Source organism: Collinsella sp. LCP21S3_A9, assembly GCF_052118785.1.
GTDB lineage: Bacteria > Actinomycetota > Coriobacteriia > Coriobacteriales > Coriobacteriaceae > Collinsella.
Window position 1 is genome coordinate 30,669 of the sequence record NZ_JBQKGN010000005.1, and the last position, 15,797, is coordinate 46,465.

20 protein-coding genes are annotated in these 15,797 nt (G+C 59.8%); 17 read left to right on the forward strand and 3 right to left on the reverse strand.

Going from position 1 to position 15,797, the window contains the following annotated elements:
• Positions 1-52: 52 nt before the first annotated feature.
• The 16 genes from ACTQ05_RS03050 (at position 53) to ACTQ05_RS03125 (ending at position 10,456) form a co-directional block, all read left to right on the forward strand.
• Positions 53-1,207 (forward strand): cation diffusion facilitator family transporter, encoded by a 1,155-nt coding sequence (locus ACTQ05_RS03050; RefSeq protein ID WP_441537907.1) that lies wholly within the window; start codon positions 53-55, stop codon positions 1,205-1,207.
• Between the two features lie 39 nt (positions 1,208-1,246).
• Entirely contained in the window at positions 1,247-1,867 is a 621-nt protein-coding gene (locus tag ACTQ05_RS03055; RefSeq protein WP_441537908.1) for a histidine phosphatase family protein, read from the forward strand.
• Between the two features lie 458 nt (positions 1,868-2,325).
• Entirely contained in the window at positions 2,326-2,946 is a 621-nt protein-coding gene (gene rplC / locus ACTQ05_RS03060) for a 50S ribosomal protein L3 (protein ID WP_089572481.1), read from the forward strand.
• A gap of 46 nt (positions 2,947-2,992) precedes the next feature.
• Positions 2,993-3,619 (forward strand): 50S ribosomal protein L4, encoded by a 627-nt coding sequence (gene rplD, locus ACTQ05_RS03065; RefSeq protein ID WP_006235032.1) that lies wholly within the window; start codon positions 2,993-2,995, stop codon positions 3,617-3,619.
• On the forward strand, positions 3,620-3,907 hold the full coding sequence (gene rplW, locus ACTQ05_RS03070) for a 50S ribosomal protein L23 (RefSeq protein WP_006235033.1): 288 nt from the start codon (positions 3,620-3,622) through the stop codon (positions 3,905-3,907).
• A gap of 179 nt (positions 3,908-4,086) precedes the next feature.
• Entirely contained in the window at positions 4,087-4,917 is an 831-nt protein-coding gene (gene rplB / locus ACTQ05_RS03075; protein WP_117583062.1) for a 50S ribosomal protein L2, read from the forward strand.
• Positions 4,918-4,949: 32 nt separating this feature from the next.
• Positions 4,950-5,210, forward strand: a complete 261-nt coding sequence (gene rpsS, locus ACTQ05_RS03080; protein ID WP_006235035.1) for a 30S ribosomal protein S19 — start codon at positions 4,950-4,952, stop codon at positions 5,208-5,210.
• Between the two features lie 14 nt (positions 5,211-5,224).
• A complete protein-coding gene (rplV, locus tag ACTQ05_RS03085; RefSeq protein ID WP_006235036.1) occupies positions 5,225-5,596 on the forward strand; it encodes a 50S ribosomal protein L22 in 372 nt (123 codons plus the stop codon).
• Positions 5,597-5,602: 6 nt separating this feature from the next.
• Positions 5,603-6,313 (forward strand): 30S ribosomal protein S3, encoded by a 711-nt coding sequence (gene rpsC / locus ACTQ05_RS03090; RefSeq protein WP_154514689.1) that lies wholly within the window; start codon positions 5,603-5,605, stop codon positions 6,311-6,313.
• Entirely contained in the window at positions 6,313-6,750 is a 438-nt protein-coding gene (gene rplP, locus ACTQ05_RS03095) for a 50S ribosomal protein L16 (RefSeq protein WP_370450531.1), read from the forward strand. The genes rpsC and rplP overlap by 1 nt, the downstream gene beginning before the upstream one ends.
• Positions 6,750-6,965: a 50S ribosomal protein L29 gene (gene rpmC / locus ACTQ05_RS03100; protein WP_006235039.1), complete on the forward strand. Its 216-nt coding sequence runs from the start codon at positions 6,750-6,752 to the stop codon at positions 6,963-6,965. The genes rplP and rpmC overlap by 1 nt, the downstream gene beginning before the upstream one ends.
• 16 nt (positions 6,966-6,981) lie before the next feature.
• Positions 6,982-7,242, forward strand: a complete 261-nt coding sequence (rpsQ, locus tag ACTQ05_RS03105; RefSeq protein WP_006235040.1) for a 30S ribosomal protein S17 — start codon at positions 6,982-6,984, stop codon at positions 7,240-7,242.
• 118 nt (positions 7,243-7,360) lie between these two features.
• Complete coding sequence (rplN, locus tag ACTQ05_RS03110) at positions 7,361-7,729, forward strand: 50S ribosomal protein L14 (RefSeq protein WP_117734331.1); 369 nt, start codon at positions 7,361-7,363, stop codon at positions 7,727-7,729.
• A gap of 13 nt (positions 7,730-7,742) precedes the next feature.
• Positions 7,743-8,048, forward strand: a complete 306-nt coding sequence (rplX, locus tag ACTQ05_RS03115) for a 50S ribosomal protein L24 (protein WP_006235043.1) — start codon at positions 7,743-7,745, stop codon at positions 8,046-8,048.
• Between the two features lie 578 nt (positions 8,049-8,626).
• Entirely contained in the window at positions 8,627-9,706 is a 1,080-nt protein-coding gene (locus ACTQ05_RS03120) for a Gfo/Idh/MocA family protein (protein WP_441537909.1), read from the forward strand.
• A 3-nt stretch (positions 9,707-9,709) separates the two neighbouring features.
• Positions 9,710-10,456 (forward strand): DeoR/GlpR family DNA-binding transcription regulator, encoded by a 747-nt coding sequence (locus ACTQ05_RS03125; RefSeq protein WP_427717633.1) that lies wholly within the window; start codon positions 9,710-9,712, stop codon positions 10,454-10,456.
• A 445-nt stretch (positions 10,457-10,901) separates the two neighbouring features.
• Here ACTQ05_RS03125 and ACTQ05_RS03130 read toward each other — a convergent pair whose 3' ends face one another.
• Together ACTQ05_RS03130 and ACTQ05_RS03135 are read right to left on the reverse strand one after the other, a co-directional pair.
• Entirely contained in the window at positions 10,902-11,561 is a 660-nt protein-coding gene (locus tag ACTQ05_RS03130; protein ID WP_441537910.1) for an RluA family pseudouridine synthase, read from the reverse strand.
• Between the two features lie 15 nt (positions 11,562-11,576).
• On the reverse strand, positions 11,577-14,072 hold the full coding sequence (locus tag ACTQ05_RS03135) for a DUF3656 domain-containing U32 family peptidase (protein WP_441537911.1): 2,496 nt from the start codon (positions 14,070-14,072) through the stop codon (positions 11,577-11,579).
• Between the two features lie 299 nt (positions 14,073-14,371).
• Here ACTQ05_RS03135 and ACTQ05_RS03140 point away from each other — a divergent pair, with 299 nt between their 5' ends.
• Positions 14,372-14,749 carry a RidA family protein gene (locus ACTQ05_RS03140; RefSeq protein WP_152077077.1) on the forward strand — a complete coding sequence of 126 codons (378 nt, stop codon included), beginning with the start codon at positions 14,372-14,374 and terminating at the stop codon, positions 14,747-14,749.
• Positions 14,750-14,993: 244 nt separating this feature from the next.
• Here the strand turns inward: ACTQ05_RS03140 and ACTQ05_RS03145 are convergent, their stop codons facing one another.
• Complete coding sequence (locus ACTQ05_RS03145) at positions 14,994-15,650, reverse strand: helix-turn-helix transcriptional regulator (protein ID WP_441537912.1); 657 nt, start codon at positions 15,648-15,650, stop codon at positions 14,994-14,996.
• Positions 15,651-15,797 lie beyond the last annotated feature (147 nt).

Genomic DNA, 15,797 nt, shown 5'->3' on the forward strand with positions numbered 1-15,797 from the left:
TGAGCTATTCGACAAACGGGTGTATGAGTAAAACTGTTGGGGGCAGATATTGATGGTCGAGTGGATCGTTCGTCGTGCGCAGGGCGACCGTGCGCGCGTGGGCACGTTGACGGGCGTGGTGTGTATTCTCGCTAATGTGGCGCTATGCGCTGCGAAGGGTGCAATTGGCGTGCTGTCGGGATCGGTTTCGATTGTGGCGGACGCCATGAACAACCTGTCCGATGCTAGCTCAAACATCGTGAGCGTGCTTGGCTTTAAGCTGGCGGGCAAGCCGGCAGACCCCGAACACCCTTACGGCCATGGCCGCTACGAGTATCTCTCGGGTCTGGTCGTGGCGGCGCTCGTGCTGCTCATCGGCCTCGAACTGGTGAAGTCCTCGTTTGAGCGCATCGTCCACCCCGAACCCGTCGAGTTCTCGCTTGCCCTGGTGGCAGTCTTGGCGCTTTCGATGGTTGTTAAACTGTGGATGGCGGCTCTCAACCAAAAGCTCGGTGACCGTATTGAGTCTGAGACGCTGCATGCGACCGCGCAAGATTCCAAGAACGATGTCCTTGCCACAGGCGCCGTGTTAGCGTGCGCAATTGTTTCGCAGGTGACGCATATCAATCTTGATGCTTGGGTCGGCCTTGCCGTTGGCGCCTATATTGGCTGGAGCGGTTTTGAACTCATCCAGGATACGGTGAGCCCGCTTTTGGGTCAGGCGCCCGATCCCAAGCTGGTCGAACATATTCGCGGCAAGATCATGAGCTACCCTGGCGTTTTGGGCGTTCATGACCTAATGGTTCACGACTACGGCCCGGGCAGGAAGTTCGCAAGCGCTCACGCCGAGATGGCGGCCGAGGCCAGCCCGCTGGAAAGTCATGACACGCTCGATAACATTGAACAGGCATTTAGGGACGAAGACGACATGATTGTCACGCTTCACTACGATCCCATCGTGACCGATGACCCCAAGGTGGCGAGCATGCGTTTGCGCATTCACGCCATGGCCCAACAGATCGATAGCCGCCTTTCGATTCATGACCTGCGCTGTGTGCCGGGTCCTACGCACACCAACGTGATCTTTGACTGCGTGCGTCCCTCGGATTTGGGCATGGGGTCCGATGAGCTCAAGCACGCGTTGGCCCAGAGGGTCGAATCGGAATTTCCCAAGTCGATTGCCAAGATTACGATCGACGATGACTACGTAGGGCATACCCACGAGTAGGTCTGCGCCGGCAAAGCACGTTATACAGAAGGGGAGAATATGAAGAGGCTGTATCTGCTCCGCCACGGCCAGACGGAATTCAACGTAAAAAAGCTCGTCCAGGGTCGCTGTGATTCACCGCTTACCGATTTGGGCTGTCAACAGGCCCAAGCGGCAGCCGAATGGCTCAAAGCCCACGGCGTCGTCCCCGACAAAGTGGTCTCTTCGCCTTTAGGCCGAGCTATGGACACGGCAAGTCTCGTCGCATGCGAGATCCTCGGTCCGGATGCTACTGTCGAGCCCTGCGAAGGCATCATCGAGCGCGGCTATGGGACCTTCGAGGAAGGCCCGCACGACGCATTGCCTACCGACGTTTGGGATCCGGGCGAGGATTTGGTCCCCTTCGGAGGAGAAGGAAGCCGCGCGCTGCAAGAACGCATGGTAGACACCCTCACCAATCTCATGGGCGCCGAGGGCATCGAAACCCTTCTAGCAGTAAGCCACGGCAGCGCCAGCCGCCAATTCATCAAGGCTGCAGCTCCAGAGGGCTTCGAGCTCCCAGCAAAACTCCCCAACTGCGCCATTATGATCGTCGATTTCGACGATGCGCGAGAAGAGGACGATACGCCCCAATGCAAGTTCACCTTGCAGCAAATTGTGGATCCCCAACAATGTCATTAGCTGAGCGAGCAGAGTTAAGCAGACATCAACGTGGCGTTCCCAGTGTGCGGCGGAGGGGGCGGGCCTGAGACTTATTAAGGTTGTCGCGAGTTCCGCACGAACAGGAGAGCACTTAATGTGCTCTCCGTCGTGAGCAGGACTGTAGAGCAGCAACCTTAATAAGTCTCAGGCCCGCCCCCTCCGCCGCACACTGGGAACGTGCTACGCACTTTACCTGCGTAAACAATGTGAGTGAAATATGAATCTCGATGGATACGCCCGCAGCCGTGTATACTAAACAGCTGTGTGAAACCAGGGGAGTATTCTGGCTGGACAAAATGCCTGCTTAATAGGGTTGTCAGGTAGTCCGGACGCAATACAAGGCTGGGGAGCACGTCGTGTAAGTAGTGGTCCTCTAGGGGCGTACGCTCGGTGGTGTACGCATTGTCCCAAGACCACGCGAGAGTTGGGATCATATCTTGATCAGCATGATTCTCGGCCGCAAGATTGGCATGACCCAGGTTTGGGACGAGAACGACAACGTCGTTCCCGTCACGGTCATCCAGGCTGGCCCCTGCGCTGTCTCGCAGGTTAAAACTCAGGCAACCGACGGCTATGACGCCGTCCAGATCGGTTTCGGCGACATCAAGGCCAAGAACGTGAACAAGCCCATGGCTGGTCACTTCGCCAAGGCCGGCGTCGAGCCTGTCCGCTTCCTTCGTGAGGTCCGCGTCGAGAACGGCGAGGAGCACAAGGTCGGCGAGGTCGTCACCGTCGCTGATTTCGCTGATGTCGAGAAGGTCGACGTCATCGGTACCTCCAAGGGTAAGGGCTTCCAGGGTCGCATCAAGCGCTGGGGTCAGCGCCGCGGTCCTATGACGCATGGTTCTCACTTCCAGCGTCACCCCGGTTCTATCGGTCAGTGCGCCTATCCTGCGCGCGTCCTCAAGGGCGTCAAGATGGCCGGCCACATGGGTAACGAGCGCGTTACCGTCAAGAACCTTTCCGTTGTCCGCATCGATGCCGAGCAGAACCTCATCTTGGTCAAGGGCGCTGTCCCGGGTGCCAAGAATGGTCTCGTCGCCATCCGTATGGCCTAAGGGCCCAGCCCATTTAGCCCAGCGTCATACCAAGGAGAACACTTAAATGGCAAAGTTTGAAGTAAAGAACAGCGAGGGCAAGAAGGTCGCCGAGGCCGAGCTCGCCGCTGAGGTGTACGGCATCGAGCCGAACATCCACGTTATGCACCACATCGTCAAGTGCCAGATGGCCTCTTGGCGTCAGGGCACCCAGTCCGCTAAGGGCCGCTCTGAGGTTTCCGGTGGCGGCAAGAAGCCTTGGCGTCAGAAGGGCACCGGTCGTGCCCGCCAGGGTTCCATCCGTGCTGCCCAGTGGCGTCACGGTGGCGTTGTCTTCGCCCCCAAGCCCCGTTCCTACGCTAAGCGTATGAACAACAAGGAGGTCAAGCTGGCTATGCGCTCTGCGCTATCCGCCAAGCTGGCCGATGGCGAGCTCGTGCTCGTCGACGACTACGGCTTCGAGAAGCCTTCCACCAAGGCTGCCGTTGCCATGCTCAAGGCTCTTGGCCTTGAGGGCAAGCGTCTGACCATCATCGTTCGCGATGAGGACGTCAACGCCTACCTGTCGTTCCGCAACATTCCCAAGACGTTCATCATCACTGCCGACGAGGCCAACACCTATGATCTCGTCAACAACAACGCTGTGCTGATGCCCGCCGACATCGCCGCTCACTTCGGGGAGGTGCTTGCATAAATGACCGCCCACGAGATCATCATCCGTCCGATCGTGTCCGAGCGTTCCTTCTCCGGCATGGAGCAGAACAAGTACACGTTCGAGGTCGCCAAGGATGCTAACAAGTATCAGATCAAGGACGCTGTCGAGGAGATCTTCGGCGTCAAGGTCGTTCGCGTGAACACCCTGACGGTCAAGCCCAAGACCAAGCGCGTGCGCTATGTCGCCGGCAAGACCCGTTCTTGGAAGAAGGCCATCGTTACGCTGGCCGAGGGCGACACCATCGAGGTCTTTGGCAACCAGGCCTAAGACTCGCTGCTGTTGAGTGAGCTCATGCCTCCCAAATAGGGGAGGCGAGAGCTCAAGGTTTTGGGCGTATAAAATGGACACGCCCGGAACCGTGTATACGTCCGGTGTCATCGCACCCGAGGCAGAACCTCGAATCCCTGTCTGCGATGGCTAACGGATACCTATTGAAAGGGATTGTAATGGCTGTAAAGCACCTTAAGCCGACCTCCGCTGGTAGGCGTTGGCAGACGATCTCCGACTTCTCCGAGATCACCTGCACCAAGCCCGAGAAGTCTCTTCTCGAGCCCCTGCCCAAGAAGGCCGGTCGTAACAACAACGGCCGCATCACCACCCGCCACCAGGGCGGCGGCGTGAAGCGTCGTTACCGCGTGATCGACTTCAAGCGCAACAAGGACGGCGTGCCCGCCAAGGTTGCCACGATCGAGTACGATCCGAACCGTTCCGCTCGCATCGCTCTGCTGCACTATGCTGACGGTGAGAAGCGCTACATCCTGGCCCCCAAGGGCCTCGAGGTCGGTCAGACCGTCATGTCCGGTTCTGACGCCGACATCAAGCCGGGCAACGCTCTGCCCCTCGCCGACATCCCCGTCGGTACGCTCATCCACGCCGTCGAGTTCCAGCCGGGCAAGGGCGCCGCTATCGCCCGTTCCGCCGGTAACTCCTGCCAGCTGATGGGTAAGGAGGGCAAGTACGCCATCGTCCGTATGCCTTCCTCCGAGATGCGCCGCATCCTCGTTACCTGCCGCGCCACCGTCGGTGAGGTCGGCAACGCTGATCACGCCAACATCGTCATCGGCAAGGCCGGCCGTAAGCGTCACATGAACGTGCGCCCGACCGTCCGCGGTACCGTTATGAACCCTGTCGACCACCCGCACGGCGGTGGCGAGGGCAAGAACCACACCTCTGGTCGTCCCTCCGTTACCCCCTGGGGTAAGCCGACGAAGGGCCTTCGTACGCGCAAGAAGAAGAAGGTCTCGAACCAGCACATCATTCGTCGCCGTAAGAAGTAATTTCGGATACCGAGTTTTAGGAGAAAGCACTTATGAGCAGAAGTCTCAAAAAGGGCCCGTTCGTGGAGACTCGCCTTCTCTCGCGTATCACCGCGATGAACGAGGCTGGCAAGAAGGACGTCGTGAAGACCTGGTCCCGCGCGTCCACCATCTTCCCCGAGATGGTTGGTCACACCATCGCCGTCCACGACGGCCGCAAGCATGTGCCCGTGTATGTTACCGAGTCCATGGTTGGTCACAAGCTCGGCGAGTTCGCGCCGACTCGTACGTTCCGTGGCCACAAGGCCAAATAGGGGGTTAACCGTAAATGGCAACTAAGTCTATTGAAACTGAGGCCACCGAGGTTCGCGCCGTCGCTAAGTACGTGCGTGTTTCCCCCAGCAAGGCCCGCCTGGTGGTCGATCTGATCCGCCGCAAGCCTGTCGCTCAGGCCTTCGACATCCTCCACTTCTGCGACCGCGCCGTCGCCGTGGATGTCGAAAAGGTTCTCCGCTCCGCCGTTGCGAACGCCGAGAACAACAACGGTCTGCGTGCCGACAACCTGGTTGTCGCTGCTGCCTATGTTGACGAGGGTCCGACGCTTAAGCGCATCCGTCCCCGCGCCAAGGGTTCCGCTTCTCGCATTCTGAAGCGTACTTCCCACATCACCGTCGTCGTTGCTCCTCGAAAGGAGGCGTAAAGCTGTATGGGTCAGAAAGTCTACCCCACCGGCTTCCGTCTTGGCATCACCGAGAACTGGCGCTCCCGCTGGTTCGCAGAGAAGGATTACGCTAAGACCCTCGGTAACGATCTCGAGATCCGCAAGTACCTCGAGAAGCGTCTCTCCCGCGCAGCTGTCTCCCGCGTCGAGATCGAGCGCGCTGGCGACAAGGTGAAGGTCATCATCTTCACCGCTCGCCCCGGCGTTGTCATCGGTAAGAAGGGTGCCGAGATCGATACCCTCCGTACCGAGCTCGAGAAGGTCGCTGGCGTCTCCAAGGGCCAGCTCTCCGTCGACGTTGTCGAGATCAAGCGCCCCGAGCTCGACGCCAACCTCGTTGCTCAGTCTATCGCTGAGCAGCTCGAGGGCCGCGTTGCCTTCCGTCGCGCTATGCGCAAGGCTGTCCAGTCCGCCCGCAAGGCCGGCGCCAAGGGCATCCGTATCCAGTGCTCCGGTCGTCTCGGCGGTGCCGAGATGGGCCGTCGTGAGTGGTACCGTGAGGGTCGCGTGCCTCTGCACACCCTCCGTGCCAAGATCGACTACGGCACGGCTGTCGCCAGCACCACCATGGGTGCCTGTGGCGTGAAGGTCTGGATCTACCTGGGCGAGAAGCTCCCGGGCCAGCCTGTTCCCAACCCTGCACTCGAGGGCTCTTCCCGTCCTCGTCGTCGTAACTCCGAGAGGAGGGGTCAGTAGTGCTTGCCCCTAAGCGTATTCTTCACCGCAAGGTGCAGCGTGGCTCCATGAAGGGCCAGGCCAAGGGTAATACCGAGCTGCATTTCGGCGAGTTTGGTATCCAGGCTCTCGAGGCCCATTGGATCACCAACCGTCAGATCGAGGCCGCTCGTATTGCCATGACCCGCTACATGAAGCGTGGCGGTCGTGTCTACATCACGATCTTCCCCGATAAGCCCATCACTAAGAAGCCTGCCGAGACTCGCATGGGTTCTGGTAAGGGTAACCCCGAGGAGTGGGTGGCCGTCGTCAAGCCCGGCCGCATCATGTTCGAGGTCAAGGGCGTGCCCGAGGAGGTCGCTCGCGAGGCTCTGCGTCTGGCGCAGCACAAGCTCCCCATCAAGACCAAGATCGTCGCTAAGCCTGCCGCTACAGAGACGGCCGAGGAGGAGAACTAATGAAGCCCGCAGAGATTCGTGAGCTCTCGGACGCTCAGCTCGTTGAGAAGCTGAAGGAAATGCGCGCCGAGCTCTTTAACCTTCGTTTCCAGATGGCCACCAGCCAGCTGGACAACACCGCTCGCGTCAACACCGTGAAGAAGGACATCGCTCGCGTCCTCACGGAGCAGCGCGCCCGCGAGATCGCAGCGGAGAAGTCCGCTGTCGCCGAGTAGGACCTAAGGAGAGAATATGACTGATTCGCGTAACTCGCGTAAGGTCCGTACGGGTGTCGTTACCTCCGTCTCCGGTGCCAAGACCATCGTTGTCACCATCACCGAGCGCAAGCGTCACCCCAAGTACGGCAAGATGATGACCAGCTCCAAGAAGCTGCACGCTCACGACGAGGAGTGCACGGCTGGCGTGGGCGACACCGTCCGCGTTATGGAGACCCGTCCTATGTCCAAGATGAAGCGTTGGCGCCTCATCGAGGTCGTCGAGCGCGCTAAATAAGCAGTCGCTCTTACGACTTGTACGTTTCCGAAGATGTGCGTATGCCTGGCTTGCATACCACGGGCCGCATAAAGGCTGCGCACCTCTCTTCGGTTCTTAGTTCGGAGGAACATCTACCATGATTCAGATGCAAACCATGCTGAACGTCGCCGACAACTCCGGCGCTCGCAAGATTCGCTGCATCAAGGTGCTTGGCGGTTCCAAGCGTCGTTATGCAGGCATCGGCGATGTGTTCATCGGTGCTGTCCAGGAGGCTACCCCTGGCGCCAACGTCAAGAAGAAGGACGTTGTCCGTTGCGTCGTCGTTCGCACCGTTAAGGAGATCCGCCGCAAGGATGGCTCCTACATTCGCTTTGATGATAACGCCTGCGTTGTCATCAACAACGATGGTTCGCCCGTCGGCACCCGTATCTTCGGGCCCGTCGCTCGCGAGCTTCGTGACAAGAAGTACATGAAGATCGTCTCGCTCGCTCCCGAGACCCTGTAGTTAGGGGAGATATATGTATATCAAGAAGGGCGATAAGGTCCAGGTTCTCTCTGGTAAGGATCGCGGCAAGCAGGGCGTTGTCCTGCGTGCTCTCCCCGCCGAGAACAAGGTCGTTGTCGAGGGCGTTTCGGTCGTCAAGAAGGCCGTCAAGCCCAACGCTGCCAACCAGCAGGGCGGCATCGTTTCGCAGGAGGCTCCCATCGATGCCTCCAACGTCAATCTCGTTTGCCCCGAGTGCGGTAAGGTTACCCGCGTCGGTCACGAGAAGGACGGCAAGAACAAGCTGCGCGTCTGCAAGAAGTGCGGCCACAAGTTCTAAGCTGCCCGCAACATCTAAGTTGCTAGCAAAGGCCCGGATGCCACGGCACCCGGGCCTTTTTCTATCCCTACTCATTGGGGACAGACTATAATGAGTGGCTACTCATCGGGTACTCATTGGGGACAGACTTAAATGAGTGGCCATACTCATTGGTGACAGACATAAATGACTAGTCGTTGGGGACGTTCTTAAACGGCTAGTTGATGGGGACAGTCTTGCCATAAAGCGTCGTACGGGAAACGCCCCCAGGTTTCGGCAGCCTGGGACAGTTCCTATGTGCCGACAGTTAGGGATGATCTTTTGATGTCTGATGCCCCTAGGGGGCAGAGTAAGACAGCCTGCTTTGCGTTTAGGGGTTTTGGCATTCCAACTTTTTATGCATCATAACGATCGTTGCATGCGTATTTACGCGCAGAGTCTTGCGCGATAATGCGCATAGCCGCGCAAATATCTGCTAATTATGGTTTAATAATAACCGATAAACAAATAAACACGCAAATACAAGCAAATGCGCGCAAATTTGTGCGAATATAAGGCTGTTGGAAATGAAGAACTTCCGATGACTCAGGAGGCACATGATGACAGATTCCAAACAGGCTCCGCTCGACGCCGAAGCCGCCGCTAAGGCGGCGTTTGCCTCGGTCCAAGATCAGCCGTTCCCTAACGACATCTTTACGGCTCCCGAGCTTCGTTGGGCCGTGATCGGATGCGGCGTTATCGCCAACCAGATGGCCCAGTCTCTCGCCCTTGCCGGCCGCAAGCTTGCGGGCGTCGCCAACCGTACGCTTTCCAAGGCCCAGGCTTTTGCCGAGCAGTATGGCGTCGAGAAGGTGTACGAGACGGTTGAGGACCTCTACGCCGATCCCGACATCGACGCCGTTTATATCACCACGCCGCATAACACGCATATCACCTACCTGCGCGCCGCTCTGGCAGCTGGCAAGCACGTGCTTTGCGAAAAGGCCATCACCCTCAACTCCGCCGAGCTCGACGAAGCGCGTGCCATTGCCGACGAGCATAACGTGGTCCTTATGGACGCCACCACGGTGCTCCACATGCCCTTGTATCGGGAGCTGCGCCGCCGCATGGATGCCGGCGAGTTTGGCCGCATGAACCTCGCTCAGCTCAACTTTGGCAGCTACAAGGAATACGGCGACCTGACCAACCGTTTCTACAATCGCAACCTTGCTGGCGGTGCCATGCTCGATATTGGCGTCTATGCCCTGTCCGTCATGCGCCTCTTTATGGCAAGCCAGCCTGTTGAGGTCGTTTCGCTCGGTAACACCTGTGAGACCGGCGTTGACGTTGCGGGCGGCATCGTCTGCCGTAATGTCGAGCAGCAGCTGGGCGTGGTGAGCCTTACACTTCACTCCAAGCAGCCCAAGCGCTCGGTCATCAGCTTCGATAAGTGCTACATCGAGGTCAACGAGTATCCCCGCGCCGATCACGCAACGATTGTATGGACTGCGGACGGTCATCGTGAGGAGGTCCACACCGGCACCGAGGCTTACGCCCTGTGCTACGAGATGGCCGACCTGGAGAAGGCCGTTGCCGGCGATGATTCGAAGCGCGCGCTTCTGGATTACGCTTCTGATGTTATGGAGCTTATGACCAAGCTCCGCGCCGACTGGGGAGTCGTGTACCCCGAGGAGGAGTAAGCGATGCTTGCGGAGGATAGGCTCAACGCGATCGTGTCGATGGTGCAGCAGGCCGGCTCGGTTACCGTGCAAGAACTTGCCGATACCCTGGGCGTAACGGCGTCTACCATTCGGCGCGACCTGCAGACGCTCGATCGAGCACACCGCATTGCCAAGGTCCACGGCGGAGCGACGAGTCTTGAGCGCGCGCACGTGACGCGCGACCTAACGCTCAATGAGCGCAGCGACCTCCATAACGACGATAAGGAGCGTATCTGCGCCCGTGCCGCGGCGCTGGTGGAGCCCGAGAGCTTTGTATACATCGACTCGGGCTCGACGACGCTCAAGCTCATCGAGCATCTTCCACACCTTGAAGATGTCACCTATGTGACCGATTCCGTGCTCCATGCTCAGCACCTCGCTTTGCGCGGCATGCGTACCGTGGTACTAGGCGGGGAGCTCAAGCCCGAGACCGAAGCACTCGTTGGCCCCGATGCCTTGGCAACCTTAGACCGCTACAACTTCAACTGTGGCTTTTGGGGTTCTAACGGCATTGCCGCCGAGCAGGGCTTCACGGCGCCCGATATCGAGGAAGCGCAAGTAAAGCGCATCTCGATGCGCCATACGGCCAAGCGCTTTGTAATCTCGGACGCCAGTAAATTTGGCATGGTGGCGCCTGTCAAGTTCGCAGATTTTCGCGACGCAACGATTATTACCGCGGGCGAGGTGCCCGCCAAGTATCGGGCAATGGACAACGTCATCACGGTCTAGCGACGGGACAAGGCCAAAACCATCACAAAGGTGCCTGTCCCCATTGTGGTGGTTAGTAGCGAAAACCGAGCAGTTTTCTCAATAGAAAAGCGGCAACGTCCATCACAGGCGTTGCCGCTTTCGTTGTCCGCCGGTTTGTCTAAGTCTGTAACAACTGGACCGTTAAAAGTGGGTTAGATGTTACAGAATGAGATACTTCCGAACCGCGCCATCCCTTTGTCTCAATCTGTAACATCTGGGACCGATTTTGCCGAGTTATTGTTACAGATCGAGATTTTCCCTTGAGGGGGATTTGAATGTCTCGATCTGTAACAGATAGACCGGAAAACGGGTTCCAACTGTTACAGATCGAGATGTTTTGGGGCCGCGGCTGAGCCATCGTGGCGACTTGACGTTTGCCCAGATAAAACCTGCCAAAATAAACCTGTCCCCTTTTTGGCAGGTTTTAGGGCTCCCAGGGGCAGGGGGCTTCGATGTGGATGCGCTCGCCGGTTACGGGATGCGTGAAGGATACGCTGTGGGCGTGGAGCATGAGGCCACAGGGGCGCGGCGTTCCGTACAGGTCGTCGCCAACCAGGGGATGATGCTCGCTTGCCAGGTGCACGCGGATCTGGTGTTTGCGGCCGGTGAGCAGCTCAACATCGATATACGAACGGGTGGGCAGGCCTCGACGGCTCTTAAGGCGCTTGAGCACCTTGACGTGCGTCTGCGACGGCTTGCCGCTGGTGCCGACGCGCATCTTGCGGCTATCGTGGCGGTCGCGGGCGATGGGCTTGTCGATGAGCTTTTCGTTCCAGTCGATCTTGCCCTCGGCGAGCGCCAGATAGTGCTTTTCGAAGGCGTGGTCGATGACCATCTGGTCAAAGGCGGGCTGCGTCTGCTTGTCGAGCGAGAACAGCACCACGCCGGTGGTGTCGCGGTCCAAGCGGTTGAGCGGCTGCATGTCGGTCGCGGCAAAGCCGTCGCCCATCGCCAGCAAAAGGTCGCTGGCATAGTCGGTAAGCGTGCGCTCGCCGGTGCCGTCGCCGTGGACGATCATGCCGGCGGGCTTATCGATGGCCATGAGCCAGGCGTCGCAGTAGAGGACTTGAGGTTCTTCGTTCACGTGTAAGCCTTTCGGTTAGCTAATTCCCACAAACATGCAGCCCGAAGTGGCGCCGCGCAGGCGGGTGGCGGGCTTACGGCCGGCCTGCGCGGCCTCGACGGCGCGACGGACGCGTGCGACGGCGCGGCCAATCTCATCGGCCTCGAGCAGGGTTCCGTCGACCATGAGACGGCGCACGCCGGCGTCGAGCAGCTGTGGAACCTGCGGTGTGAGGTCGATGGGGTAGGCGTCGTACAGGCGCGAGCGGCCGTGGATGTCGGTACGCACCGGCATGACCTTTCCGTCGATATTCTTGAGCGACAGCTTGCGGGCGCGCAGACGGCAGTGGGCGCAATCGTGGATGCAGCCATTGGCCACCTGCAGGATGCAGTGCTCGCTCGTCATAACGCGCGGGCGGCCGAAAACGGTGATGCCCAGGGCCGCGGGCGCGGAGGTACCAAGCGAGATGATCTCGTCGAGCGTGATCTCGGGCGAGAGCCAAAACGCCCCGGCTCCGCGCTCGGCGAGTGCCTCCATGCAAGGCGTGTTGTGCACGGGCAGGCAAGAGCGAATCTCGGCCGTGGCACCAACCTGGGCGGCCAGGGCAAGCTCAGAGATGTTGCCAATAGCGACCGTGGCACCGGCAACGACCCACGGGTCGACGCGCGCGTGGTCGACGGCGCGGCAGACCTCATCGAGCACGGGAACAATACCCTGCTCAAACGCATCGGCGGGGGAGAGCTCGGCCGCATCGAGCGCGTCGGTGGTCATGTAGATGCGCGCGGCTCCCTCCGCGCGCGCTGCCTCGGCGGCCTCGAGCGAGGTGACGGTGGCGCAGATCTGAGGCTCATCGCGGTAGTGCTCGGGCGCGGGGCGGGAATCACTGGTGACAATCGCCGGCAGCTCGAGCGTGTGGGCGCGCTCCTCGTAAGGCGCCAAAATGGCCTCCTCGAGCGCCTTGCAAGCGGCGGCGCGAACCTTGTGCACAGCGGAGAAGCCCATGCCACAGCCCTCATCGAGCGCCACGTCAAAGCTCGCGGCCTCAAAGGGCGAGGAACCCATGCGGCCCACATGCTCCACCAGATCGGATGCCTCGACGGCGCGGGTCTTGGCGGCCTCGACGGTAAAGCCGGTGGCGGTGGCGGTGAGCGTGGGGTCGTCGCAGCAGGTGAGCGTGACGGTAAACGGCTCGCCCAGACGCGCCGCGACGGACACGTCTACGGCGCGGCGGCGTAGCACGTTGCGCTTGAGCGCAGCGCCGGCAGCGTCAATGGCGCGCTGACTGCGAATCACACGCACGCGGCAGCCCTCGGGCATACTACGGGGCACGCGGCACTCGATGATGTCGCCGGCGGCGGCATCATCGATAGCGATGGTGGTCAGGAATTGGTCGAGCTCATCGTCGTGACGAAGCTCCAACAGGTCGCCCTTGCCCACGGGCTCAAACAGCTCAATGCGGGCGATGGCGGCGCGGCGACGACGGTCGTCGGGTTTGAGCCCGCGCACGTCGCGGTTGGCCAGACGGCTGCCCAGCACCGTGCCCACAATCTGGCCGCGGTTGTTGGAGCGCTCGTAACTCATCATCTCGTCGCCCGAGGTGCCGTCCTGATAGGCGTGCGTAAAGTCGCGGTTAAAGCAGCGCTTGAGTTGGCGCTGGCGAGCGGCGTCCTCGTCCTTATCTACGACGGCCCCGGCCAGCATGTCATCGATCTGATGACGATACACATCGACGATGGAGTACACGTAATCGGGCGCCTTCATACGGCCCTCGAGCTTGAGCGATGCGGCGCCGGCGTCATACAGGCGGCGAACAAGCTGTGAAGTGTTGGTGTCGCGCGGGCATAGCGCGCGCTCGCGACCGGCGGGGGAGAGCGTGCGGCCGTTCTCGTCGATCAGCTCGTAGGGCAGACGGCAGGGCTGAGCGCACATGCCGCGGTTGGCCGAGCGCCCCGCCATGGCAAAGCTCGAGAGCAGGCACAGGCCCGAGTAGCAAAAGCAGATGGCGCCGTGGCTAAAGACCTCCAGGTCAACGTCGGGCGCGGCGTCGTGGATGGCGGCGATCTCGTCGATGGAAAGCTCGCGCGAGAGGGTCACGCGGTCGGCGCCCTGCTCGCGGCACCAGATGGTTCCACGGTCATCGTGGATGTTCGCTTGGGTCGAGATATGGGTCTCGATGCCGGGCATGGTGCGCTTGACCTCAAAGAACAGGCCCCAGTCCTGGATAATGAAGGCGTCGGCGCCCAGCGTGGAGCAGCGGTGGATGAGCTGCAGTGCATCGCTCATCTCGGACTGCTTGATGACGATGTTGACCGTGACGTAGACGCGCGAGCCGGCCAGGTGCGCGGCGCGGCAGGCCTGCTCAAAGGCCTTATCGGTAAAGTTGGTGGCCTTGCGGCGGGCGTTGAAGCTGCCCATGCCGCAGTAGATGGCGTCTGCCCCGGCGGCGAGCGCGGCGGCAAAGGGCTCCGGGCCTCCGGCGGGGGCCAGAAGCTCGGGCCTGCGGTTGGTGGTTCGGCTGGCGGTTGCGGTCATATCCTGCCTTTCAAAATGCTCAGATACTCAAAAGTATAGTGGCGCCGTCGCGATGGGCGATGCCCGCAGCCTAAGCAGGACAAAGTCTTCAGTAGCCTGGGCTGGCTGACCCCGTGGAGAACCGTTCAGCGGTTCGGGGAAACCGTTGGGCGATAAAATATTATCGCAATCTGATAATTATCTTGCATCTGGCAAAATCATCCCCTACTATCCCAATCAAGCGCGGTGTTCAGACCGAACTGTGCCTCCCGGTGCGAACGCCGCGCTCACGCTCTCTATTTGATCGTAAGGAGAAAAACATGAGCAAGACCGTCGTGTCTTCCGATAACGCGCCCGCAGCCATCGGCCCGTATTCTCCCGGTATCCAGACCGGCAACATGGTGTTCCTGTCCGGCCAGCTGGGCATCGATCCCGCGACCGGTAAGCTGCCCGAGGGCATCGAGGCCCAGGCCAAGCAGTCCCTCGCCAACGTCGAGGCCCTGCTGACCGCTGCCGGCGCTACGTTTGCCGATGTCGTCAAGACCACGGTCTACCTGGCTGACATCGCCGACTTTGCCGCCGTGAACGAGATTTATGCCTCCAAGTTTGAGGCCCCGTTCCCCGCGCGCAGCGCTTTCCAGGTTGCCGCTCTTCCGGCTGGCGGTCTGGTCGAGATCGAGGTCGTCGCCGCTCTCTAAGGCGTTGGCAACAACTAAACATGACATGCAAAAAGACCCTGCAGCGCGTGTGAGCTGCAGGGTCTTTTGTCACGTGACGGATCGCTTGCGGAGCCACCAAGGGCAGTCTTTTTGGGACGGGGCCATTTTAGCTACCCCTATATGCAGGATTGATTTTACTTGCGGCTCATCGAAATCGTGGGCAGAGGGAGGGTAGCTAAAATAGCCCCGTCCCAAAAAGACTGCCCGCGCTCCATTTTGCTCGTTAGCCCTCCTTGCGGACTTTTTGCAGGTAGCGGTAGACGCTGGGCTCCGAGATGCCCAGTGCGGTGGCAGCGCAGGCAACAGCGCCCTTGAGCATAAATACGCCGTTGCCGTTAAGGTGGCGAATAACGTCCACGCGATCGGCCTGCCCAAGCGAGGCGACATCCTGGCCGCGGCTTTCGAGCAATTCGGAAATGCTGTGGTCGATGAGCTCCTGTGTAGACTCCGAAAGAATTTCGACCTCGATAGACGCGGGCTCCGCCTGCCTTGGTGCAGCGTCGAAGCAGGCCATGAGCTGCTGAGCCATGGCGTTGATGGAGCGTACCGTGGAAAGATCGGTGTTGACGCAGAGCATGCCGACGATCTCGTTATCCTCGCGAATAAAGTACGTTGCGGATTCCAACGCCTTGCCACCAGCACCGCGCCCCTCGTAGCCCGTAATAAACGGCAGGTCGCGATACTTGGGATCGTGCATGATCTTGAGTGCCAGATCGGTGGCGGGACCGCCGACCTTGCGGCCGCTCACGATGCCGTTGCGGATATCGACGATGGCGTGGTCGGGATCCGAGAAATCGTGCAGCACGATTTCGCTGTTTTTGCCGAGTATCTGCTCCAGGAAATCGACCATCGGCAAAAAGCGACGTACAGTCTCGTTCACGGGCAACTCCTTTGGATGAAATCGGAAGTTTCATAACAATTTTTTCTCATGGTAACACGGTGTCTATTGACTCGTATATTCGCAGGTACATTGCGTAATACAGACGAACGGTAGGATTTTGGCGGTAAGCGGTCGACCAAAAGAAAA